This is a genomic window from Endozoicomonas euniceicola (assembly GCF_025562755.1).
Taxonomy (GTDB): domain Bacteria; phylum Pseudomonadota; class Gammaproteobacteria; order Pseudomonadales; family Endozoicomonadaceae; genus Endozoicomonas_A; species Endozoicomonas_A euniceicola.
The window spans coordinates 5,420,316-5,441,445 of sequence record NZ_CP103300.1; the positions used below are offsets into that span (position 1 = coordinate 5,420,316).

The following is a 21,130-nucleotide window of genomic DNA, read 5'->3' on the forward strand; positions in this document are numbered from 1 at the left end:
GACCGCATTTCCGGTCACCCTGCACAATGAAAATGATGTGCTGCCACAATGTATCTGAGGCAGAGCCTGACAGTGGTCGAATTCTTTGCAGTGGCTTTTAGACCCTGAACTCAAATTGACCTGGGCTGGATCGTTCGCACCCTCGCTTATCTCATGCTTCAGGGCTGGTACCATCAGGCTCCATCTCTGGAACATTGAATGCACGGCAAACAGCCCTTTTCTCCAAGTGAGACTATGGCGATCCGATCCAGTTCGTCAGGCTCTGCTGTTCTTCCTTGAACTTGTGGAGCATAGACGATGCAACCCATTGTGAAAAACTGTGCAGGTATTGATGTTCATAAAATGATGGTCATGGTCTCTATTCGTAAGGCAATGCCAGACGGCAGTGTTCAGGTAACAACCCACGAGTTTGGGACTTTCAGAAAAGACCGGGAAGCGATGTGTCAGTTTCTTCAGCAGCACCAGATTGATTTGGCTGTAATGGAAAGTACGGGGGTTTACTGGAAAAGTATTTACGCTTCTATCATTGGTCGTGACCTGAACCCCCGGGTAGTGAATGCCCGGCACGTCAAGAACGTGCCCGGTCGCAAGACCGATACTTTAGACAGCCAGTGGCTGGCCCAGCTAGCCCATTGTGGTCTGGTTCGTCCAAGTTTTGTACCTCATCCAGATCAAGAGCAGTTGCGCCTCCTTACCCGTCGCCGTGACGCACTGGTCAAGCAAACTGCGAATGAGAAGAACCGGCTGCATAAGACACTGGACGACAGTGGTATTCGGCTCGGTGGCCTGATCAGCGACATCAATGGCAAATCAGGCCAGCGTATGGTCAATGCGCTGATTGATGGAGAATCCCTTCAGGACATTATCAAGAAGGCAGACGGTCGGTTGAAGGCTGACAAAAAACAGTTAATGGCCAGCATGGACGAAAAGCTATCAACCTCTCACCTTATTGTACTGAGAGATATCCGGAGTCATATTGATTTCCTTGGCGAGCAGCTGCAAAAGCTGGAAGTCCAGATTCTGAGAGTAATCCAGCCATGGAAAGAGGCCTGGCAGCTTCTGCAGACGTTACCGGGCGTTCATGAGATGAGTGCTGCAACACTGATTGCAGAAATCGGTGATGATATGAGTCAGTTTGGTGGCATGAAGGAAATTGCTTCCTGGGCGGGACTTTGCCCAGGAAATAACGAGAGTGCAGGCAAGCGCAAAAGCGGTCGCACACGCAAAGGCAATAAAATGATCAAGACGACTCTTTGCGAAGTGGCCAACGCGGCCATCAGGACAAAGAGCCAGTTCAAGGGCAAATATCAGGGCTTGGTTATTCGCAGGGGACACAAGCGCAGTTTGATTGCCATTGCCCATAAACTGATTCGTGTGATTTATACCTTACTGAAGAAGCGACAGCCATATGTCGATCCTGACACTGACTACGAGGGTTTAACGGTCAGGAAGAACGCATCACGCTGGCTTCGCAAGCTGGAAGAATACGGCTACCTGGCTCAGGTTCAACAACAAGCCTGAGCTTATGGTTAACACGATGGTTCCTTGCTCGTGCAAGGTGGTTGTTTGTGCCCACAATTTAGGGATTTTCACGGCAAAGTACTCATCCAGCCCTGTAAATAGCTCAGGAACAGTCTGAAACTCGTGCGTGTACAGCCATTCATACTTGACGGAACGCCACAACCTTTCGACAAAAATGTTATCCAGTGCTCGCCCTTTTCCGTCCATACTGATGCGTATCTTTCGCTCCTGCAGTGGTGCCAGAAAATCATAACTGGTGAACTGGCAGCCCTGATCTGTATTGAATATGTCGGGCTCACCTCGTTCAAGCGCACAATTCAACGCATGAATACAGAAGTCTGCATCCAACGTGTTCGACAGCTCCCAGCTGACCACGTAACGGCTGTACCAGTCAATGATGGCAACAAGGTACATAAACCCCTGAGGCATCGGGCGTGGAATAAGATGCGGGGCGTAGTCGAACTATCTCCCCGCATCTCTTCCCCGAACCGTACGTGCACCTTTCAGCGCATACGGCTCTCCACTCAGCAGTGGCTGAAAGCCATTGCAACATCGTCATACCTTGACGTAACGGTTTTACGGTCATCATTCCTGAGATAGGGGTTGCATTCAGGTAAACGGAAGCGAAAGGGTTTCTTGGGGCTGCTTACCAGTCTGAACAGGCTCTTTCCACACAGGTTTCCGGTATCGGTCTTACCGAACAGAACCCATGTTTTGGCTTTACCTACTTCTGGATATTTACACCACTTTTTCATGATTGGTTTCATGCAACAGCGGTATTTTCGTGCCAGCCAATGCCCAAGCTTCCAGAATACAACTCTGTCCACTTTGTTGTAGACCATTGCCGTGTTATCGGTGAACTGATAGAAGTTCGACCAACCTTTTAACTTGCGGTTGATCTTGTCCACCATATCAATCTTACTCATGCTGTAGTTGCCCGACAGCTCTTTGGTCAATTTTGCAATGAAGTTTCTGACTTTATCCTTGGGAATGGACGTCGATACCCGCATTTCACCCTTGCGGTTACGTTTGCGGATAATCCTATGCCCAAGGAATACAAAGCCTTCGTTGACGTGAGTGACATGGGTCTTTTCCATGTTCAACGTCAGTTTCAGCTTATTTTCCAGTAGTTCACGGCATTCGTCCCGAATGGCTTCTGCCTGTGTCTTAGTGCCTTTGACGATCACCACAAAGTCGTCCGCATACCGGCAGTAAGTTACTGCTGGCTGCCATTGCCGGTTTTCCTTGATGGCAACGGGTCGTTCAATTTTAACGGTGTGATTCCAGTACCAGCGATCCTTACGCGCTTTCGGGCTGAGATAACGCTCCTCCAAATACTGATCGAACTCATGAAGCATGATATTCGCCAGTAACGGGGAAGCAACACCGCCTTGGGGCACACCTTCGCTGGCTGCACAGAAAAGCTTCTTATCGATATGGCCTGACTTGATAAAGCGCCACAGCAAATTCAGGAATCGTTGATCCCTGATGCGCCTGCGAACACCTTTCATTAACAGTCGATGATGCACAGTATCGAAATAGCTGGAGAGATCACCTTCTATCACCCAGCGCCCGCTGGTGTGAGTGTTGTCCTCCAATTGAAGTTTGACCGTACGAATCGCATGATGGACACTTCTTTCAGGCCTGAAGCCATAGGATAAGCGATGAAAGTCGCTTTCCCAGATAGGCTCCATGGCCATCAGCATGGCACGTTGTACGATGCGATCCCTGAGAGTGGGTATTCCCAGTGGACGCATTTTGCCATTGCCTTTCGGGATATAGACACGCCGAGCCGGTAAAGGCTGGTAGGTTCCATCCAGTAATTGTTCACGAATGGCCAGCAGCAGTTGTGGGAGACGACTTTCAACAGTCATTTTCGTCATGCCATCAACGCCCGGTGTATGAGCACCGGATGAGGCCAGTGTGATACGGGCTGCTTCCTTCAGCCATAAGGGTTCAGCAATTAAACGTAAGAGGCGGTCGAACCGCCGACATTTATCCTTGGTTGCCCATGTTGCTAACTTGCACTGCATTTCTCTGATTATCAAAGGTCTTCACCTCGTGCTCTTATAAAGAGGGTCAGATAATCAACCTTGCAAGTCTGCTGAGCTGTTCCCCTTCGCCATGTGGCGGGCTTTCCCCACCTCGGACTACTACGGGAACTCCGTCAATCTGCTCAGTATCGGAGCCCTGCTTCCTTAACACCTGAGCAGACCTTCCTCGGTAGACTTACCTGGACTCAAATATGTCGGGGAGGCTGCCGGTCGCAGTCTTTGCCCTTGCTTGCCGCAAGTCGATGCAGAGCTTGTGGGCTGGTTGAGTTAACCCCACAAGACCCCCGCAGCCACCATACTAATATGGTGCGGATCGCAGCTTAGGGGCGCAGCATTCAATAACTTACCGGGCTTTTGGCTTTTGGCTTTTGGCTATTAGCTGCTCATACAGCCAACCGCCAAAAGCCAACAGCGGTATATTATGTTCTGCTGCTTCCCTTAGACCCTACCTGTGCCCTTGCTGTCTCTGCATACCACCTGTTAAGCCGTGTAAGTGGTGGTGACATTTCAACCCATAGATGCGGATTAACCGGTTCGTGTTCCTCAACCTTCCGACACTCAGTCTTGAGAACCATCTTGGCGTAACGGCTTCGCCTCAGTTCCCGTTGTCAGCGAGTTACATCACCCCACCAACAGGCAGTGGGTCACTGTCGCTCAGACTCTTGTTCCTCCTCAACGAGAAACAGCGGTTATGAGGTTCTTCCTGAACTACTCGTAACCGATTCCAGATAAGCTCGTGATCTGGTGACCGGCTCCTTGTCAGCTCCGGATTCCGAGCACACAGTACGTTATGTCAGTGCTCCACACCTGATTAGGCCTTACAATGTCAACACCGTTCAGCAAATACGGATAAACCTTGTGCTCCTTGTTCCTCAGGCTGGTGCCTGGCTTTGGGCCGACAGCCTGTATGCCCATCAGCCTCATAAGCCGCTGTATGCGCTTTCTGTTAACCGGGTATCCCTGAGCATTCAGCCAGGCAGTTATCTTACGACTGCCGTAAAACGGTGTTCGTGTATATTGTTCATCAATCAACCGCATCAGGTTAAGGTTTACAGCACTTTCCTGGGCTGGAGAAGCTTGGTAATACCAGCTTGACCTGTTTAAGCCGATCAGTTCGCATTGACGCTGAACGCCCATCTCTGGGTGATCCGGTTCTATGCACCTCCGCTTATCATTAATGGACATTGCCAGATTTTTTTTTCAACCAGTCCAGCTCCATTTTGAGTCGACCGATCTCTTGGTACAATGGCGCTGTGAGCGCATCTGGATCGACCTCAGGCTTTGTTCGTAACTTTTCTACAAACCGCTTCAAAATTAGCAATTAAGACACCGCTTTTCCCTATTGTTGCCTCCAATTGTTATACCTTTGGCGGATCATGATTGCGCATTTCACAAAGCCGCTCCTCACTCATTAACCAGGGCAGATAAGGAGTGAGATCATTAGGTGGCTTCCTGCCATTTATGGCACAAGCCTCAAGATAGGCACCCAGCCAGATTTTTGGATTAATATCCCAAAGCTTTAGCGTCATAAAAACGCTGAATAGAAAAGCGGCTATATCAGCACTCCATACGCTGCCAGAGCCGTAGTAATTCTTCCTGCCAACGACACCTGTGCGCAGTGCTTGCTCTGCAGCGTTGTTATCCATGGGGATACCGGGATCAGTGACAAAGCGGGTCAATCCTTCCCAGTGATTCTGTAGACTTTCGAGCACTTTTTTCGCTCTGACTCGCAGTTTAGGACGATTAAGTTCCTGAACCCTCTGGATTGCCATCTGCTCTACCTGATGTTCAAGCCGTAACTGCTGTGTTGCTAGCTGCTCTGGTTCATCAAGCACTTCAAGTCGCTGACTATTAAGATGATATAAACGACCAATCCTGTTCACCCAGGTGGCGCTCCATTTCTCCAACTCCGGATCACCTCGTTGAGCGTCAATAAAATCCCGCCTGACGTGAGCCCAGCAGAAAGCTAAATTAATGACACCGCATCATTCGCAAGCTTTTTGTACGCTGAGTATCGGTCACACACCAGCGTTCCAGCCCCGTCACCAATGATCGACTCTGGTACGACAGCCGCACGGGTGTCAGCAATGCTGAAATAAACCGCCTGATCACAGAGAAATACCCAAAGCCAATGTTTGTGAGAACCTGTGGTCTCATGTGCCCAGCTGATCCACCGGGTTTCATCAGCATGCCACTGATCGCTACTGGCGACGAATTCCCGAGTAGCTTCGGCAACCGGCTCAAAAAAGGGCGTTATAGCTTCCAGGCCAAAGGAGATGGTCGCCTGCGACAGTTCCAGTCCCTGAGTCTTATAAGACTCAAGTTGCCTGTTTATGGGGATGCCGTATGCGTACTTATTCAGCAACAGCTCCACCCAGACAGAAATACCAAGCTTTCCTTTGTTGATGAGTCTTGGTGGAGGTGGTGGAGTAGTAATATTGGGCGTTTCAGGGCACTGGCAAGTTTTTTGGTAATGCCTTCGGTGATAACGACGAACGTGAGCCTTAACTTCAACTTCAATTACGTCGCAGCTGTCGTCATTGAAAAAAGACTTGAATGGCCGGTGACAGACTGTACAACACTGTTTGTCCACTGGTAAGTCTACAGACTCATGAACCACTGGCAGGTTGTTGTGAAGATGGCGACCAGAGCCGGGGACTCCGGGCTGGTGACCTCGTTTTCGATTTGAAGGTGGCCGGGTAGTATTGCCACTTTTCTTTGAAGAAGAACTGGTCTTCTCTGATTTACGACCGAAAAGCAAGTGCTTCATGTGTGCCAGTTCTGATTTCAGATCAGCGACCTGGGTGTTCAACCCAGCCATTTCGGCTTTATGCTGAGCGATAAGAGAGGCATTTTTAGCCAATACTTTTTTCTCTCGGCCACAGGCCGCCTTCCACATGGCATGCCAGAGTTTGGCCTGCTGTTTTAGCTGGATGTGTTCCTGCTTGGTGAGGATGACCTGCGAGGTAGCAAAGGGGGCAGGCAGTAATGCAGGTGTTGTGCCTGATCCTGAAACATGAGCATTTTGCATACTCTAAAAGTAGACGACTTTGAGCTTATGTTTAGTGGTTTGTAGAAAAGTTACCTTTGTTCTGCCAAAAACCTCTGGAACCCCCTGAAGCAGTTGCCGCTTCCACTGGCTGACCTGAACGGCTGCGACTTCATGCTCGCTGGCCAGCTGATTTATGGTTTTATTTCCCTTGTAGGCTTCCAGTGCCACCTGTGCCTTAAATTCGGGCTTGTGTCGTTTTCTTTTTGCTACCATGACTCCCTCCTGAAAGGGTATGTTACAGCCAGAAAACTTAACTTAGCTACCTGTCCAGTTTATGGGGTCCATCATACTTCATAGGGAGTCCTAAATCCGAGACACTTTCTTGGTCTGTTGTTCAGCTTGTCAACAGTACTGAAAACCTGATCTTCGGTCACTTTATCCAGCTCCATTGATTTCAGAAAATATTGCCTGAGCAACCCATTGGCGTTCTCATTCTACCCTCGCTCCCAAGAGTGGTAAGGCTTTGCGAAATAACTGTCGCGGGATATGGCTTTTGAAACGACCTCATGCTCAAAAAACTCCTTACCATTGTCGTATGCTAGCGTCTTGATGAACTTGTCCAGAGGCTTCAAAAGCTTAATCATAGCGTTTTTGACATCCTTAGCTTTCTTCCCTAGCAGAGGCATGGCAAGCCGTAGCTTTGACTTCCTGTCATCCATTGTCAGGATGTTAGACGACAAGCTGAGATTTTTCCTCATGTACCGGTTTTTGAGCTCATACGCTATTCATTAAACTCATTTGTTTTCAGTGTCTAGTATATTTAACAAACTAACTATATCCTCAGGTAACTGTATAGTTATCACTAATATATTATTTGATCTTAATAATTCAATAGCAATCCTAAACGCATGAAGTGCAGGACGAGGAAAGTTATCAAGGTGAGGGGTTATATCATTTGAATCAGTATGTTTCTGACAAAATCTTGAGTTGTATAGCCGATCACCAACTAGTGGATTATTCAAATGCCTTGAAAAGTGAGCTCTAATTTGGTGTCTTCTTCCTGTTTCAAGATGTGCATGTATAAAAGTACAACACTCAAATCTTTTAATCACGTCAAAATGTGTAATGCCTACAAGCTGTGCTTTTGGTTTGTACCTGGGAGTATCAACTTTACATGAAATTGTGCCGCAATCATCATCAATGATTCCTTCACAAATAGCTCCGTAAAACCTAATAAAACGATGGTTGTATATTTTCCAGATTAAGTCTATTTGAGAAGCTAAGTTCCGAGCAACAATGACTAAACCTGTTGTATTTCTATCTAATCTATGTACGATTCCGGCTCTAGGCAAGAAAGCTAATTCCGGATATTCATGTAACAACCAATTCATTAGAGTTGGAGCCAAAGAACCACCCCATGGGTGTACTAATAGGCCACAAGGTTTCGATACAACTATAATATCTGTATCTCTATATATGGTTGTAAGATCTCCAGCTATTGGAAGCATCTGTCTCTCTGTAAATAACGAACTGTAGCTGCCAATAATTCTTGAAACAATGGGGTTTGAATATAATTGAAATATTTTTTGTATAACATGGTCGCTTTCTGGTATACCTGAATCTCCAAAGAAATAAAGTAGAAGTTGTCTTTCACTACCTAATGTATGCCTGTTATCAATTTCATGGTATAAGAAATCCATATATAATGAATCAAGATAACTACCATGCAATTCAAATATACTTGAGTTAATTTGTTCACCACAGTCAAGAATATTTAGTAGGTGGTTCAGTGAAACTAGTGCAGTTGTAGAAATACGATTATTGCTTATATGCAAAATTTCACTCATTTGCCCAATAAGTAATAATGGGTATGCCCAGTTTATTTTTACAGCCTGGAGGGGGTGACAATAAAACAAAGCAAGCATAAATAATAAAGTTCGCATATTTGTACAACTACGCTATATAATTTATCAAAGGCTATTGTATACCAAACACAGCTAAAGAAATTCTCAGCAGCCCCATAACAGGGATGTCTGAAAAAATAATCCTGCAGCCTGCAGATAATCCAACTTATTCTTAACGACCCTATCAAGGTTTATTGCTGATATAGGTGCTGAACGCAGAATATATTTTTGTGTCACTGGGAATTAATCCCGACCAGACAGCCGTTAAGGACTGTTCCAGAAACAGAAAATTTGATAAAATTTACGCCATAACGAACAAGCATCCCGAGTGGTCGGAAGAAGTCATGAGGCTAATAGAATATTACAAGATTCGTCGAAGTGACCAGACTGCTGCTGAAAAATTAAACCAGGGAACCTATGCCCCCGTCCCTTTACCTCCGGGCTGTCAGGCAGAAAAATGGACTGCTGACATTCTGGTGGGTTTTATTCGCACCTGTAAACAAACCCGGAAAGCGTCTGTATCAAAGGAAAGGGTGATGCTGCCGCAGTCACCGCCTTTTCTGGAACTTTAATGCTTTCCCAGAGAACGCCCTCAAAAGCTTCCCTGTTTAGCTCCCATTGATCGTTAAACTTCTTGGGGAGTCGAGCCAGAGAGGTTTCCGAAGGCGACATATTGCCCATCAGATCAAGCAGATTCTTTACGTCGCCCGGTGGCATTTGAGCGACCATCTAGACAGCTTGTTTTGCTGCTCTTGGTGTCCAGTATCCCTCTATAATACCCGCCCGGAGTTACAGAGGGACGATGCAGCGATCCTGACCGCTGGTTCGTGGAACTTTGATGGAACCGGCAACGGTCTGGTAGGTTTCTAAACTTCGCAATACTCGATGGTAACAGGTGCCATTGACTTCAATGACCGGGGTGTCAACATCAAGTCCGGATAAGTCTTCTTCCAGAACACCTCGCTCTGCCTGAGTAAAAAGCTTGTGAACTTCACCTTCATAGTCTTCAAAGTGTTGAATGGGGTCGCACTGTTGACGTAGAGCTGCCAGTTTATGATCAAGCTGCTGAATTGCATGACAGAAAGAATTGGCGACTTCAGTCAGTGGCTGACATACTTCCATCGGGGCGGCTTCTCACTAATATGGTGTCGTTTTATCAGTAAACATCATAGCGGTGTTTGGCCATTACCCTTGCTGGGCAGGGAAAATTTGTTGCTACTGCATATTTATTGGGCTGCAGACCCTGAAAAGAGAGTCAATATGAGACTTTCACCCGAACATAAGCAATCCACTGTGGGAAGGGTTCCGGTTGCCAGCGCTCCCTGATCAACCGGGCAGCCGCAGCAGTCAGACGAACATCAAATGCATGATGTCGCTTAACTTGTTTGGCAATTTCCCCCCAACCTGCTTCACCCCATTTGCATAAAGCCCTGCCGGGTTCATGAGCCAGATCACCAAACTTCAGCGGGAACTGATACACAGGAAAACGTGCCTGAGCATTAGCGACCCCGTTACCTACCTGTTTTTTAGGTGGGATCTCGATAAACACATTTTCCAGAAACTCTGCCGCCTTCTGCCCTGTTTCAGGGCTGAATGTAGTCGGCAGATTAGTTTCACCTGAGCAGTTGATGCACTTACCGCAAGGTTGAGAATCATGATCATCCAGAGCCCGAGCCAGAAATTGCATCAGACAATCCCCATGATGCAAATACTCCACCATTTCGGCCCACTCTCGCTCCTTTAATGCACAAAGTCGGGCGATAGCTTCATGGGGCAGCTCATAACGAACAGGGGTTCGATAATAAACGCTCTTATCCTTCATCACCGGAGCCGGTTTTTCTGCCATCAAAAACTTCAGGGCCGACTCAACTTTCGATGGGCGGGCATTGATCATACGCTGAAGCCCGGTTTTCTTCAGGCCATTATCGGCATCACTTAATGTCTGAAGAATCTCATTCACCAGTTCTTCTTTAGGAAAGGCCTGATTAATAAAATAATTCTGAATATCCGCATCTTCATCGCCAGACAGTAAAGCTCCCCAGGCCTGCGGAATCGCTCTGCCTGCCCTGCCGACCCGCTGATAATAACTGACCACCGACCCCGGACTCTGGTAATGAATAACAAAAGCAAGGTCAGGCTTGTCATAGCCCATACCCAGAGCAGAAGTGGCAACCAGCACCTTTAACTGATTGTTCAGCAGTGCAGACTCCAGTGCCAGCCGATGATCGGTTGGCAAGTCGCCGTAGTAAGCTGCGGCAGTGATCCCCTGTTGCCTCAACCAGTCAGCCACCTGTTCCGCATCTCGAATGGTTGCGGTATAAACAATCCCGGTTCCGGCAATTTGTGGAATAGTATCCGCCAGCCAGGCTAGTCGATGAGAGCGCCTGGGGAAGTGCAAACATTGCAGATGCAAAGACTCTCGCACCAGCTGCCCCCGGAACTTTTCCCCAAGCTGTTCGTAACTTTTCTACAAACCGCTTCAAAATTAGCAATTAAGACACCGCTTTTCCCTATTGTTGCCTCCAATTGTTATACCTTTGGCGGATCATGATTGCGCATTTCACAAAGCCGCTCCTCACTCATTAACCAGGGCAGATAAGGAGTGAGATCATTAGGTGGCTTCCTGCCATTTATGGCACAAGCCTCAAGATAGGCACCCAGCCAGATTTTTGGATTAATATCCCAAAGCTTTAGCGTCATAAAAACGCTGAATAGAAAAGCGGCTATATCAGCACTCCATACGCTGCCAGAGCCGTAGTAATTCTTCCTGCCAACGACACCTGTGCGCAGTGCTTGCTCTGCAGCGTTGTTATACCAATCCCTTTTTCAGAATATGAGCTAAACTGAGTATAAATTTTATTGCCTACTATCTACTATTAAGATGTCTTGTTCTCCCAATTTATCCGAAGCCTTCTTTAAAGAAGATTTCCAAAACCAAGCACGACATGCCTTAGATAACAGGGAGTGTATTCGGCTGCTTGGTTTGCGGCTCTTACAAAAAGGTCTACCAGAAACAGAAGTTGCAGATTTACTCGATGTCCACCCTCAAGCAGTATACAAATGGTTATGCCGTTATAAAGAAGGAGGAGCAGAGTCTCTTAAGGATAGAGGCGGTCGTGGCAGAAAAAATATATTAACTGATGAACAAGAACAGCGATTTAAAAGTGCCGTTCTTGAACTTCAGGAACAACGTGAAGGGGGAAGAGTTGTTGGAAGAGATATCAAAGAAATGTTAAGCAAGGAATTTGGCATAGACTGTGTCAACTCAACAGTTTATAGATTACTTCATAAAGTTGGCCTTTCATGGATCTCCGGTCGAACACGTCACCCTGAGAGTGATCCAGAAGCACAGGAAGCGTTTAAAAAAAATTCAAAGATGAGGTACAGCAAAGGATACCGGAAAGTGTAGATCTAAAAAATGTTGATGTTTGGTTTCAAGACGAAGGACGCTTTGGTCAACAAAACACTATCAGCAGAATTTGGGCTCCTAAAGGAAGTCGACCAGGATTAATTCGGCAACGCCAATTCAAATATGCTTATATGTTTGGAGCCGTCTGCCCAGAACGAGATAAAGCTATTGCCTTAATACTTCCGATGGCTAATACAGAATCAATGGCTCTTCTTTTAAATGAGATTTCTAAAGTAACACCTGAAGGACAGTATGCGGCAGTGGTGATAGATAATGCTGGATATCATCACGCAAATGATCTTCCCGAATATGACAACCTGGTGCTAATTCCATTACCTCCTTATTCACCAGAGCTGAATAGTTCAGAACAACTTTGGGAGTGGTTGAGAGAACATGATTTATCCAATAGGTCTTTCAAAAATTATGATGCCATCGTTGATGCACTCTGCGATGGATGGAAAAAGCTTACTTCTGAAGTTGGCCGTTTAAAAAGTTTATGTTCCAGAAGCTGGGCTACTTTATCATAATTTAAAAACGGAATTGGTATTATCCATGGGGATACCGGGATCAGTGACAAAGCGGGTCAATCCTTCCCAGTGATTCTGTAGACTTTCGAGCACTTTTTTCGCTCTGACTCGCAGTTTAGGACGATTAAGTTCCTGAACCCTCTGGATTGCCATCTGCTCTACCTGATGTTCAAGCCGTAACTGCTGTGTTGCTAGCTGCTCTGGTTCATCAAGCACTTCAAGTCGCTGACTATTAAGATGATATAAACGACCAATCCTGTTCACCCAGGTGGCGCTCCATTTCTCCAACTCCGGATCACCTCGTTGAGCGTCAATAAAATCCCGCCTGACGTGAGCCCAGCAGAAAGCTAAATTAATAGACACCGCATCATTCGCAAGCTTTTTGTACGCTGAGTATCGGTCACACACCAGCGTTCCAGCCCCGTCACCAATGATCGACTCTGGTACGACAGCCGCACGGGTGTCAGCAATGCTGAAATAAACCGCCTGATCACAAAGAAATACCCAAAGCCAATGTTTGTGAGAACCTGTGGTCTCATGTGCCCAGCTGATCCACCGGGTTTCATCAGCATGCCACTGATCGCTACTGGCGACGAATTCCCGAGTAGCTTCGGCAACCGGCTCAAAAAAGGGCGTTATAGCTTCCAGGCCAAAGGAGATGGTCGCCTGCGACAGTTCCAGTCCCTGAGTCTTATAAGACTCAAGTTGCCTGTTTATGGGGATGCCGTATGCGTACTTATTCAGCAACAGCTCCACCCAGACAGAAATACCAAGCTTTCCTTTGTTGATGAGTCTTGGTGGAGGTGGTGGAGTAGTAATATTGGGCGTTTCAGGGCACTGGCAAGTTTTTTGGTAATGCCTTCGGTGATAACGACGAACGTGAGCCTTAACTTCAACTTCAATTACGTCGCAGCTGTCGTCATTGAAAAAAGACTTGAATGGCCGGTGACAGACTGTACAACACTGTTTGTCCACTGGTAAGTCTACAGACTCATGAACCACTGGCAGGTTGTTGTGAAGATGGCGACCAGAGCCGGGGACTCCGGGCTGGTGACCTCGTTTTCGATTTGAAGGTGGCCGGGTAGTATTGCCACTTTTCTTTGAAGAAGAACTGGTCTTCTCTGATTTACGACCGAAAAGCAAGTGCTTCATGTGTGCCAGTTCTGATTTCAGATCAGCGACCTGGGTGTTCAACCCAGCCATTTCGGCTTTATGCTGAGCGATAAGAGAGGCATTTTTAGCCAATACTTTTTTCTCTCGGCCACAGGCCGCCTTCCACATGGCATGCCAGAGTTTGGCCTGCTGTTTTAGCTGGATGTGTTCCTGCTTGGTGAGGATGACCTGCGAGGTAGCAAAGGGGGCAGGCAGTAATGCAGGTGTTGTGCCTGATCCTGAAACATGAGCATTTTGCATACTCTAAAAGTAGACGACTTTGAGCTTATGTTTAGTGGTTTGTAGAAAAGTTACAGCTGTTCAGCAATATCGTCCATAACCCTTTGACTGGCGGTGGCCGTGGTTGCCAGCACCGGAAGATTCGGTGGCATATAAGGCAGAATATGTTTGATGCGTTTGTAATCCGGTCGGAAATCGTGCCCCCAGTCAGAAATACAGTGGGCTTCATCAATCACAAACAGTCCGACCCTGCCCGCTACCGGCAACAATACCTGTTCAACAAAATCCTCATTGGGCAGACGTTCCGGAGAAATAATCACGGCATCCAGCTGGTCAGCCAGCAACTGCCGTTCAGTCTGTTTGTTTTCAGGGTTACTGTTTGAGGAATTAATAGTGCCAAGCCGAACCCCATATTTTGCCGCAGACTCTATCTGATTTCGCATCAGTGCCAGCAGGGGCGAAATAATAATGGTCGGGCCTTTTCCCTCATTTCTGAGCAAACGGGTCGCCGTAAAATATACGGTACTTTTACCCCAGCCGGTTTTCTGCACCACCAACAGGCGAGACCGGTGAACCACCAGTTCCTCTATGGATTCCCACTGATGTTCATGAAAGCAGGCATCGGCATCCCCAAGGCTGCGACGTAATAATTCCAGACCTTCCCGGTAAAACCGTTCTGTTGTTTTCATTTTTACACCTTGTATATGCAGGCTGGGTCGAGCAAATGCGAGCTCCAATCTGGATAAAATTATTTATTGCGCCCTATTATGGCTAAGGATTCTTACCGGTGATGGCTTTTCGCTCCTGCGAGCAAAAGCACTCGATCAACCAGCCCCCCTGAATATCGATAACCGCTCGCCTGCAGTTGCTTAATTGCTGCCCTGACGTTGGTGTACCCCGTTTTTTTTGCTTTGACCAGCATGCCTAAACTGCCTGTGGTGGTTAAACCCATATGTTCAGCATGACATTCGTTTATGTGGTGGCTTGTTATTAACCCAGAGAATCCAGATCGCGATCCAGATCGTCAGGATCATAATCCACAGCATCAATACCCATAGCACTCAGGTTTAGAGTTCTTGAAACATGAACGTTCGGTAAAATATTTAGCGTCGGCGCAGCCAATCCCGTCAGGCACACAATTTAAACCTGCCTGAACCGTTTAAATCATTGGTTCTGAGTTCATTTATGCCGCTTTTTCCAAAAAACTATCCGAACGTTCGTTTTTATCCGGCAATTTCAGCTCTAATTTTTGCTCATATCGGTTCCAGCAGCCACGAATTCGAAACTGCGGAATAATCCAAAACAGCGCGCGCCTAAGCATTCCGGCCGTGACTGTATGGGGATTCCTCCAGGCAGTTTTGGCCAGCGCAATGGCCGCTGGATTTTGACAAATGGTCAGCAATTGCACCAGCGCATACCCTGCCATTTTAATGTGCATCCACCGTAACAGCGTTCTGAGTTTCTGCTGCCATAAATGCTTGCATCCAAACTCGTGTTTAAGTTGCTGGAACATAGGCTCTATAGGCCACCTGAGCGAGTAGGCTAATAGCACTTCATCGGCTTTCAAGTCAGGATTGGTGGACAGAAACAGTTTAGTTTCTGTTTGTCCCTTGTCGTTTTCAAAACAACTCCAGACGACTCGGACAATACGGCCTTTCAAAAAACGAGCTCGGCAAATACAAGAACGAAAAGAGACAGTCCGGTTCTTTCTGTAAAGCCAGAGAGTCATCTTGGTCTCTGGTAATTTATCTACTTCCTCAGGTGTCATTTTGACACCGTACTTACGCTTGCGGCCTTTCCTTTTGAAAGGAGAGGGAGGAAGTGCATCGACTGGAAGCGCATAAAGTGCCCGGTTTTTCGGTATATGACCAATGACCTCATACCCAAGCTCAAGCGCGGGCTGCATCATGGTATGATTCATAAACCAGCAGTCAGTGAGCAGGCGCAAAGCTCGCCCCTGAAGACTCTGTCGTACAGATTTCAGCATGGCCTTTGCAATTTTAAGCTTGCTGATGTTGCCTGACTTAGGTGATGGAAAAGCCATCACTGGAATCGCAGTATGCACCTTGTCTGATGGTCTATGGAAAGGAATAGCCAGAAAGACCCAACATTGACCAAGGAGATAAGTACACCGGTTCTTTTTCTTGCTGTGTTGGTGATGTATTCGGCATGCCGGTGCTTTGTCAGAGCAACGTTCGAGTGTCAGGTCGTCGAGAATCAGGGGAATGGTCTGACCGTCAGGCACTTTAGAACTGACCAGCAATATCAGACGATGCGCCAGGTTTCGCCAACGCCACTTACCTTGGGAGACCCAATGATGGTAGCTGTTCCAGAAATTTTCGTAGTGGATCGTCAGAAGGGCTTGTGTAACAAAGCCTTCGCCAGAAAGCATGCCACCCAGAAGTAACTCACAGAACGTTGGTGCCGCAAGTGGTGATAGCGCTTTTGCAAGAAATGTCGTATATAAAGAAAGCTCTCGAAGGATTACTTTCTGATCTGAAGTGAGCATGGCAACCGCTTTTTCCTGGTAGATGAAGCGGTTGCTTAACCTATCTCAGCATCAAAAAATACGAAACGTTAGTACTTATAATTCTCTAAACTTGAGTACCCATAGCACCTAATATCTGTATAAATTCCAACAGGGGTTTATCAGCAATCCGGGCAGCTTTTGCCAGGGTTGCCAACTGATTCTTAAACAGGTGAATTGCCAGGTTAATGCCAACCCCCTGTTCCAGCAACTCTCTGGTAAAAGGAATGCCCACCATAAGAGGCGTGTCACGTTTCGTGATGATGGCGAGCTTACCCGCTTCGGCAATGCGGGAAAAATCACCACTGCGCTCTCGCAAATCTATGATTCCAAACATTTCCATGAGGAAATCCTATTCAGGCTGTAATTGCTCGCGTACACCAGAGATGCCACATTTCTACCTAAGTGATTTCCGAGGTAGCAATGTACCGACTTCGAGGTTAATAATCCACGCAGCTCTAATGAACTGTTGATGAAGGACAGCGCGTGAAATTATCCAAGATCCTGGCGGGTGTTGCATTGACACTTGGCACTCTCTCTGCCACTTACCCTCTGGCTGGGTATTGCTCAACCAAAAGTGGTAGTGGGATGGACATCTGGTTTGATACCGGAGGCCCCGTGGGCGGTGCGTATAACACAATCGTTCAGAACGGTGCTAAGCAGGCCTGTGTGGATCTTGGTTGTGATATCCGGTTCCTCTACTCGAACTGGAGCCCCCAGAAAATGATTGAAAACTTTAACCGGGCGATGAGTTCCAGTCCCGATGGCATCGTGGTGATGGGACACCCCGGCGATGATGCCTTTGAGAAATTGATCCGTGAAGCCCGCGACAGCGGCATTCAGGTCACTTCCAGTGATACCGAACTGCCCCGGCTGATGAGTGAGTACCAAAGCGAGGGCTTTGGTTATGCCGGTACCGATAACCGCACCCGCGGAACCATGCTGGCCAGCGAGACCCTGCGCCGGTATCCACTGAAAGCCGGTGACCGGGCGCTGGTCTGGGGACTGAAAAGCAAGCCTAACCGGGGACTGTCCACTCTGGGCATGATCGACACTCTGGAAGAGGCTGGTCTAGAGGTGGATTACATGGAAATCAGTGCAGAGCTGGATAAAGACCCGACCCTGGGTATGCCCCTGATGACCGCTTACCTGTCCCGCCATGCTGATACCAAACTGATTATGATTGATCACGGCGCACTGACCGGTCAGCTGGAGAACTTCCTGCGGGCTGCCGGTATCGGCCCGAACCAGATTGTTACCGCAGGCTTCAGCCTGTCTCCGGCTTCCGCCACCGCAATGCAGCGCGGTTATATAAACCTGATAGGGGACGGACAGCCGTTCTTGCAGGGTTATCTGCCGGTGGTTCAGCTGGTGATGAGTAAACGCTATGGGTTCTCCGGTTTGCAGGTGGATACCGGTGGCGGCTTTATCACCAAAGAAAACATTGACATGGTGGCTCCTCTGGCCAAAAAAGGTCTGCGTTGATCGTGGAAACTTTGCTTGAGTTGCAGGGCGTGAACAAATGGTTTAACGGTGTTCACGCCCTGAGGAGTATTGATTTTCGCCTTGACCGGGGCGAAGTAGTGGCGATTCTGGGTGACAATGGTGCCGGTAAATCCACCCTGGTAAAAGTGATTTCAGGTCTGCACCGGCCTGAGTCCGGAGAGCTGCGGGTGCGGGGAAAAAACATTCCCTGGCAGCGGTACACCGTCAATACTGCCAGAAACCTTGGTGTTGAGACTGTCTACCAGGAACGCTCTCTGGCAGAAAAGCAGCCACTTTGGCGTAACCTGTTTGTGGGGCGACACCTGCGCAATCGGTTTGGCTTTATTGATATTGCCCGGGAAAAACAGATTACTACCGATTTGCTGAAACAGATGGGTCTGCGTGGTGTCGGCATTTCCCCGGACTCCCCGGTCAGCCTGTTGTCCGGTGGTGAACGACAAGGTTTGGCTATTGGCCGGGCCATGCATTTCAACGCTGATATCATCATTCTTGATGAACCTACCAATGCGCTCTCCCTGGGAGAAACCAGTAAGGTACTGTCGTTTATTCGACAGATCCGGGAGTCCGGCCGCTCCTGCATTTTGATTTGCCACAATATGGCTCATGTCCACGAAGTAGCAGATCGTTACGTTTTTGTTGACCGGGGGCGGGTGTGCGGTGAGACCAGCGCCGCAGGCATCACCCTGGATGCCCTGAGCCGACAGTTGATTGCTATTGCCAGAGGCGAGCACCGGTTTCAGGAGATGACTCAATGACTCAGATACAGGCAATGGATGATAACCCGTCGATAACCGGTAACCGCGGCAGAAACCGGAAAACGATCTGGGACAGGTTGCACCCTTACCGTTTCAAGCTGGGTACCCTGTCCATGCTGGTGGCGCTCTGGCTGCTGTTTATGGGCATGAGCCCGGAAACCTTTGGTTCAGGCCGAATTTACCTGTCGTTAATGACCAGTATCCCATTTCCGGCAATACTGGCTCTGGGTCTTACCCTGCTGATTGTGTCCGGGGAGATGGACATGTCATTTCCGGCCATCATGGCGTTTTCCAGCTATGTCTTTGCCCTGACTTTTTCGACCACGGGTATAGCAGGGCTGGCACTGCTGGCTGCGCTGAGCGCCGGAGCCTCTGCCGGACTGGTCAATGCCCTGCTGGTGGTTCGGTTTGGTGTACCCTCTATCATTGCCACGATTGGCGCCCAGTTTTTCTGGTACGGCCTGGCAACCCTGCTGGCCGATGGCATGGCCATCAGCCTGGTGGATATTCGCGACACGGCACTGAACAGTATTCTGACCGGACGTCTGTTTGGCTGGTTGCCCATGCAGGCTGTCTGGTGCGTTGGTCTGGCCATCGGTGCCTCGCTGCTGCTGCATCGGCACTGTTTCGGGGACAACATCCGCTTTATTGGTGACAACCGGGAAACCGCCAGAATGATGGGCGTGCCAACGGCTAAAACCCGCACTCTGCTGTTTGTCTTGATGGGCGTCATGAGCGCCCTGGTGGGGGTGATGGTGTGCAGTGAAATGGCATCCTGGTGGCCGACCCAGGGGGAAGGCTACATGTTGCTGGTCTTTGCCTCGGTTTATATTGGCGGTACTTCGGTATTTGGTGGTGAAGGCACCCTGTCCGGAACACTGATTGGCGCAATTATTATTGGCATGATTGAAGCGGGCATTATTGCCGGAGGGCTGTCGGGTTTCTGGACCCGTATGGTTTACGGTTTGATTGTTATTGCTTCGGTGTCCGGCTATGCCCTCGTCTTTAAAAAAACGGATCGATAAAGCAACTGAGAATAAGTAGCAACCATGAAAAAACTAACGATTATTGGTGCAGGTAGCATCATGTTTACAAGGCAGCTGTTGTCTGCCCTGTTTGCGTGTAAAAACTTGCCACCTGTAAAGGTTGTGCTGGAAGATTTAAGTCACGGGAAGCTGGAGGAAACCTACCGCCTGATCGGTCTGATGGTTGAGCAGGCCGGAGTGCCTGTCACCCTGACCATGAGCACCGATCAGAAAGAGGCGTTGAGGGGAGCTGACTTTGTGATTAACGCCATCCAGGTGGGAGGCCTGGAACCCTGGCGGCTGGATATGGAGATTCCCAAAAAATACGGGGTTGATCAGGAAGTGGGCGACACTCTGGGGCCGGGGGGCATTTTCCGCGCCCTGCGCCAGATTCCGCCAACCCTGTCGGTGGCACGGGATATGGAAGAAGTCTGTCCGGATGCCCTGTTGCTGAATTACGCTAACCCCCTGGCACCGTTAACCTGGGCGGTTAATAAAGCGACCAGTATCCAGTGCATCGGACTCTGTTACGGTGTTCGCTACACAGCGTCACAACTGGCGGGTTATCTTGGTGTGGGTCCCTGGGTTGAACACCCTCATACCCCGGAAGCCTGGCAAGCGCTGATGTACCATGATGTGCCGGAAGGGTTTGAATATACCTTTGGCGGTATCAACCATATGACCTGGTTGCTGGATGTGCGCTATCAGGGGCGGGATATGTATCCCGCTATACGGGCATTGCCTGATAATGACAAGGCCTATGACAGTGATGGGGTGCGCTGTGAAGTGCTGAAAATGTTCAACTACTGGTGTACGGAAAACCACTGGCATATGACCGATTACGTGCCATGGTTCCGCAAAAATGAAGCCATGATCAACCAGTTTCTGCCCCGGCGCTGGAACTTGCTGGCTCTGGAAGAAAAGGTTCATGCCAGCGCACAGGCTGAGGTTGAACGACAGTTAGCAGGTAAGCAGCCGTTCCGGATCGAGCGGAACATGCTGAATGCTCCCAAACTGATTGAGGCCATGCTGACTGGTGAGCGTACCCGGATTAACGGTAATTTGCCTAACCAGACCGCTGATGGCCTGCTGATTCCCAACCTGCCAGCAGAGTGCATGGTAGAGGTGCCGATTCATGTGGATAAAGCCGGCTTGCACCCTGTTGCGGTTGGCCCTCTGCCCACCGCCTGTGCGGCTCTGAATAAAACCAATATCAATGTTCAGGAGCTGGTGGTAGAGGCGGCTCTGACCGGTGACCTGACCGCCGCCAGGCAGGCGCTGGCCATGGACCCGGTGACTGGCATGGCCTGTACTCTGGAACAGTGTCATCAGATGTTTGCGGAGCTGGCAGAGGCGCAGAAGCCCTGGCTGGACTCGCGGTATTTTGCCGATAAGCAGGGTTAGGGGCGCTTTTCGCTGTTGGCTTTTGGCTTCTGGTAGCCAACAGCCAACAGCCAACAGCCAGAAGCCAGAAGCCAGAAGCTAAAAGCCCGGTATATTTCTGATTGCTATCACCGG

Annotated in this window: 21 protein-coding genes and 4 pseudogenes; 8 read left to right on the forward strand and 17 right to left on the reverse strand. The window is 48.6% G+C overall.

Annotated elements, in window-relative coordinates; genetic code table 11:
• Positions 1-297: 297 nt before the first annotated feature.
• On the forward strand, positions 298-1,521 hold the full coding sequence (locus NX720_RS22000) for an IS110 family RNA-guided transposase (protein ID WP_262597536.1): 1,224 nt from the start codon (positions 298-300) through the stop codon (positions 1,519-1,521).
• 78 nt (positions 1,522-1,599) lie between these two features.
• Here the strand turns inward: NX720_RS22000 and NX720_RS22005 are convergent.
• The 8 genes and pseudogenes from NX720_RS22005 to NX720_RS22040 all read right to left on the reverse strand — a co-directional run.
• Positions 1,600-1,953 (reverse strand): annotated as a pseudogene (locus NX720_RS22005) (transposase); the annotation flags it as partial.
• A 92-nt stretch (positions 1,954-2,045) separates the two neighbouring features.
• Positions 2,046-3,569 carry a group II intron reverse transcriptase/maturase gene (gene ltrA, locus NX720_RS22010; RefSeq protein WP_404831018.1) on the reverse strand — a complete coding sequence of 508 codons (1,524 nt, stop codon included), beginning with the start codon at positions 3,567-3,569 and terminating at the stop codon, positions 2,046-2,048.
• A gap of 789 nt (positions 3,570-4,358) precedes the next feature.
• Positions 4,359-4,760: pseudogene (locus tag NX720_RS22015) on the reverse strand (IS3 family transposase); the annotation flags it as partial.
• Positions 4,761-4,933: 173 nt separating this feature from the next.
• Positions 4,934-5,551, reverse strand: a complete 618-nt coding sequence (locus tag NX720_RS22020) for an IS66 family transposase (RefSeq protein ID WP_318654120.1) — start codon at positions 5,549-5,551, stop codon at positions 4,934-4,936.
• Positions 5,542-6,606 carry an IS66 family transposase gene (locus NX720_RS22025; protein ID WP_262597540.1) on the reverse strand — a complete coding sequence of 355 codons (1,065 nt, stop codon included), beginning with the start codon at positions 6,604-6,606 and terminating at the stop codon, positions 5,542-5,544. Before NX720_RS22025 ends, NX720_RS22020 begins: the two co-directional genes overlap by 10 nt.
• A 3-nt stretch (positions 6,607-6,609) precedes the next feature.
• Entirely contained in the window at positions 6,610-6,840 is a 231-nt protein-coding gene (locus NX720_RS22030) for a transposase (RefSeq protein ID WP_262597541.1), read from the reverse strand.
• Between the two features lie 71 nt (positions 6,841-6,911).
• A pseudogene (locus NX720_RS27505) lies at positions 6,912-7,295 on the reverse strand (IS30 family transposase); the annotation flags it as partial.
• 66 nt (positions 7,296-7,361) lie between these two features.
• Positions 7,362-8,510, reverse strand: a complete 1,149-nt coding sequence (locus NX720_RS22040) for an RluA family pseudouridine synthase (protein ID WP_262597544.1) — start codon at positions 8,508-8,510, stop codon at positions 7,362-7,364.
• 191 nt (positions 8,511-8,701) lie between these two features.
• On the opposite strand from NX720_RS22040, the gene NX720_RS22045 reads away from it, so the two are divergent.
• The gene (locus tag NX720_RS22045) at positions 8,702-9,043 is read left to right on the forward strand and encodes a hypothetical protein (protein ID WP_262597546.1); all 342 of its coding nucleotides are present in this window, start codon (positions 8,702-8,704) and stop codon (positions 9,041-9,043) included.
• Between the two features lie 217 nt (positions 9,044-9,260).
• Here NX720_RS22045 and NX720_RS22050 read toward each other — a convergent pair whose 3' ends face one another.
• The 3 genes and pseudogenes from NX720_RS22050 to NX720_RS22060 form a co-directional block, all read right to left on the reverse strand.
• The gene (locus NX720_RS22050; RefSeq protein ID WP_262597548.1) at positions 9,261-9,593 is read right to left on the reverse strand and encodes a hypothetical protein; all 333 of its coding nucleotides are present in this window, start codon (positions 9,591-9,593) and stop codon (positions 9,261-9,263) included.
• Between the two features lie 133 nt (positions 9,594-9,726).
• Complete coding sequence (locus NX720_RS22055; protein ID WP_262597549.1) at positions 9,727-10,896, reverse strand: helicase-related protein; 1,170 nt, start codon at positions 10,894-10,896, stop codon at positions 9,727-9,729.
• A gap of 104 nt (positions 10,897-11,000) precedes the next feature.
• Positions 11,001-11,291, reverse strand: a pseudogene (locus NX720_RS22060) (IS66-like element ISCARN22 family transposase); the annotation flags it as partial.
• A 61-nt stretch (positions 11,292-11,352) separates the two neighbouring features.
• On the opposite strand from NX720_RS22060, the gene NX720_RS22065 reads away from it, so the two are divergent.
• Entirely contained in the window at positions 11,353-11,880 is a 528-nt protein-coding gene (locus NX720_RS22065; RefSeq protein ID WP_262595375.1) for an IS630 family transposase, read from the forward strand.
• Positions 11,865-12,407, forward strand: coding sequence for an IS630 family transposase (locus NX720_RS22070; RefSeq protein WP_262601579.1), 543 nt, complete (start codon positions 11,865-11,867; stop codon positions 12,405-12,407). Before NX720_RS22065 ends, NX720_RS22070 begins: the two co-directional genes overlap by 16 nt.
• Here NX720_RS22070 and tnpC read toward each other — a convergent pair.
• From tnpC to NX720_RS22095, 6 genes are all read right to left on the reverse strand, one after another.
• On the reverse strand, positions 12,402-13,820 hold the full coding sequence (gene tnpC, locus NX720_RS22075) for an IS66 family transposase (protein WP_262597550.1): 1,419 nt from the start codon (positions 13,818-13,820) through the stop codon (positions 12,402-12,404). The two genes, NX720_RS22070 and tnpC, sit on opposite strands and share 6 nt — an antisense overlap.
• A 50-nt stretch (positions 13,821-13,870) precedes the next feature.
• Positions 13,871-14,488 carry a DEAD/DEAH box helicase gene (locus NX720_RS22080; RefSeq protein WP_262597552.1) on the reverse strand — a complete coding sequence of 206 codons (618 nt, stop codon included), beginning with the start codon at positions 14,486-14,488 and terminating at the stop codon, positions 13,871-13,873.
• Between the two features lie 92 nt (positions 14,489-14,580).
• The gene (locus tag NX720_RS27310) at positions 14,581-14,751 is read right to left on the reverse strand and encodes a DUF3368 domain-containing protein (RefSeq protein WP_404831019.1); all 171 of its coding nucleotides are present in this window, start codon (positions 14,749-14,751) and stop codon (positions 14,581-14,583) included.
• Positions 14,752-14,789: 38 nt separating this feature from the next.
• Positions 14,790-14,936 carry a hypothetical protein gene (locus NX720_RS22085; RefSeq protein ID WP_262597553.1) on the reverse strand — a complete coding sequence of 49 codons (147 nt, stop codon included), beginning with the start codon at positions 14,934-14,936 and terminating at the stop codon, positions 14,790-14,792.
• A 46-nt stretch (positions 14,937-14,982) separates the two neighbouring features.
• Positions 14,983-16,308: an IS701 family transposase gene (locus NX720_RS22090; protein WP_262597555.1), complete on the reverse strand. Its 1,326-nt coding sequence runs from the start codon at positions 16,306-16,308 to the stop codon at positions 14,983-14,985.
• A gap of 85 nt (positions 16,309-16,393) precedes the next feature.
• The gene (locus tag NX720_RS22095) at positions 16,394-16,669 is read right to left on the reverse strand and encodes a UPF0175 family protein (protein WP_262597557.1); all 276 of its coding nucleotides are present in this window, start codon (positions 16,667-16,669) and stop codon (positions 16,394-16,396) included.
• Positions 16,670-16,812: 143 nt separating this feature from the next.
• Here NX720_RS22095 and NX720_RS22100 point away from each other — a divergent pair, with 143 nt between their 5' ends.
• The 4 genes from NX720_RS22100 to melA are packed head-to-tail and all read left to right on the forward strand — an operon-like array spanning position 16,813 to position 21,016.
• Positions 16,813-17,811, forward strand: coding sequence for a sugar ABC transporter substrate-binding protein (locus NX720_RS22100; RefSeq protein WP_262597559.1), 999 nt, complete (start codon positions 16,813-16,815; stop codon positions 17,809-17,811).
• A gap of 2 nt (positions 17,812-17,813) precedes the next feature.
• The gene (locus NX720_RS22105) at positions 17,814-18,587 is read left to right on the forward strand and encodes an ATP-binding cassette domain-containing protein (protein ID WP_262597561.1); all 774 of its coding nucleotides are present in this window, start codon (positions 17,814-17,816) and stop codon (positions 18,585-18,587) included.
• A complete protein-coding gene (locus NX720_RS22110; RefSeq protein ID WP_262597562.1) occupies positions 18,584-19,612 on the forward strand; it encodes an ABC transporter permease in 1,029 nt (342 codons plus the stop codon). The genes NX720_RS22105 and NX720_RS22110 overlap by 4 nt, the downstream gene beginning before the upstream one ends.
• Positions 19,613-19,636: 24 nt before the next feature.
• Complete coding sequence (gene melA / locus NX720_RS22115; RefSeq protein ID WP_262597564.1) at positions 19,637-21,016, forward strand: alpha-galactosidase; 1,380 nt, start codon at positions 19,637-19,639, stop codon at positions 21,014-21,016.
• Positions 21,017-21,130: the final 114 nt, after the last annotated feature.

Coding starts and splice junctions, on each gene's coding strand:
- NX720_RS22040 (WP_262597544.1), bottom strand. CDS start 8,510: ATGCGAACTTTATTATTTATGCTTGCTTTGTTTTATTGTCACCCCCTC.
- NX720_RS22025 (WP_262597540.1), bottom strand. CDS start 6,606: ATGCAAAATGCTCATGTTTCAGGATCAGGCACAACACCTGCATTACTG.
- tnpC (WP_262597550.1), bottom strand. CDS start 13,820: ATGCAAAATGCTCATGTTTCAGGATCAGGCACAACACCTGCATTACTG.
- NX720_RS22110 (WP_262597562.1), top strand. CDS start 18,584: ATGACTCAGATACAGGCAATGGATGATAACCCGTCGATAACCGGTAAC.
- NX720_RS22030 (WP_262597541.1), bottom strand. CDS start 6,840: ATGGTAGCAAAAAGAAAACGACACAAGCCCGAATTTAAGGCACAGGTG.
- NX720_RS27310 (WP_404831019.1), bottom strand. CDS start 14,751: ATGGGTTTAACCACCACAGGCAGTTTAGGCATGCTGGTCAAAGCAAAA.
- NX720_RS22065 (WP_262595375.1), top strand. CDS start 11,353: ATGTCTTGTTCTCCCAATTTATCCGAAGCCTTCTTTAAAGAAGATTTC.
- NX720_RS22000 (WP_262597536.1), top strand. CDS start 298: ATGCAACCCATTGTGAAAAACTGTGCAGGTATTGATGTTCATAAAATG.
- NX720_RS22090 (WP_262597555.1), bottom strand. CDS start 16,308: ATGCTCACTTCAGATCAGAAAGTAATCCTTCGAGAGCTTTCTTTATAT.
- NX720_RS22095 (WP_262597557.1), bottom strand. CDS start 16,669: ATGGAAATGTTTGGAATCATAGATTTGCGAGAGCGCAGTGGTGATTTT.
- NX720_RS22080 (WP_262597552.1), bottom strand. CDS start 14,488: ATGAAAACAACAGAACGGTTTTACCGGGAAGGTCTGGAATTATTACGT.
- NX720_RS22050 (WP_262597548.1), bottom strand. CDS start 9,593: ATGGAAGTATGTCAGCCACTGACTGAAGTCGCCAATTCTTTCTGTCAT.
- melA (WP_262597564.1), top strand. CDS start 19,637: ATGAAAAAACTAACGATTATTGGTGCAGGTAGCATCATGTTTACAAGG.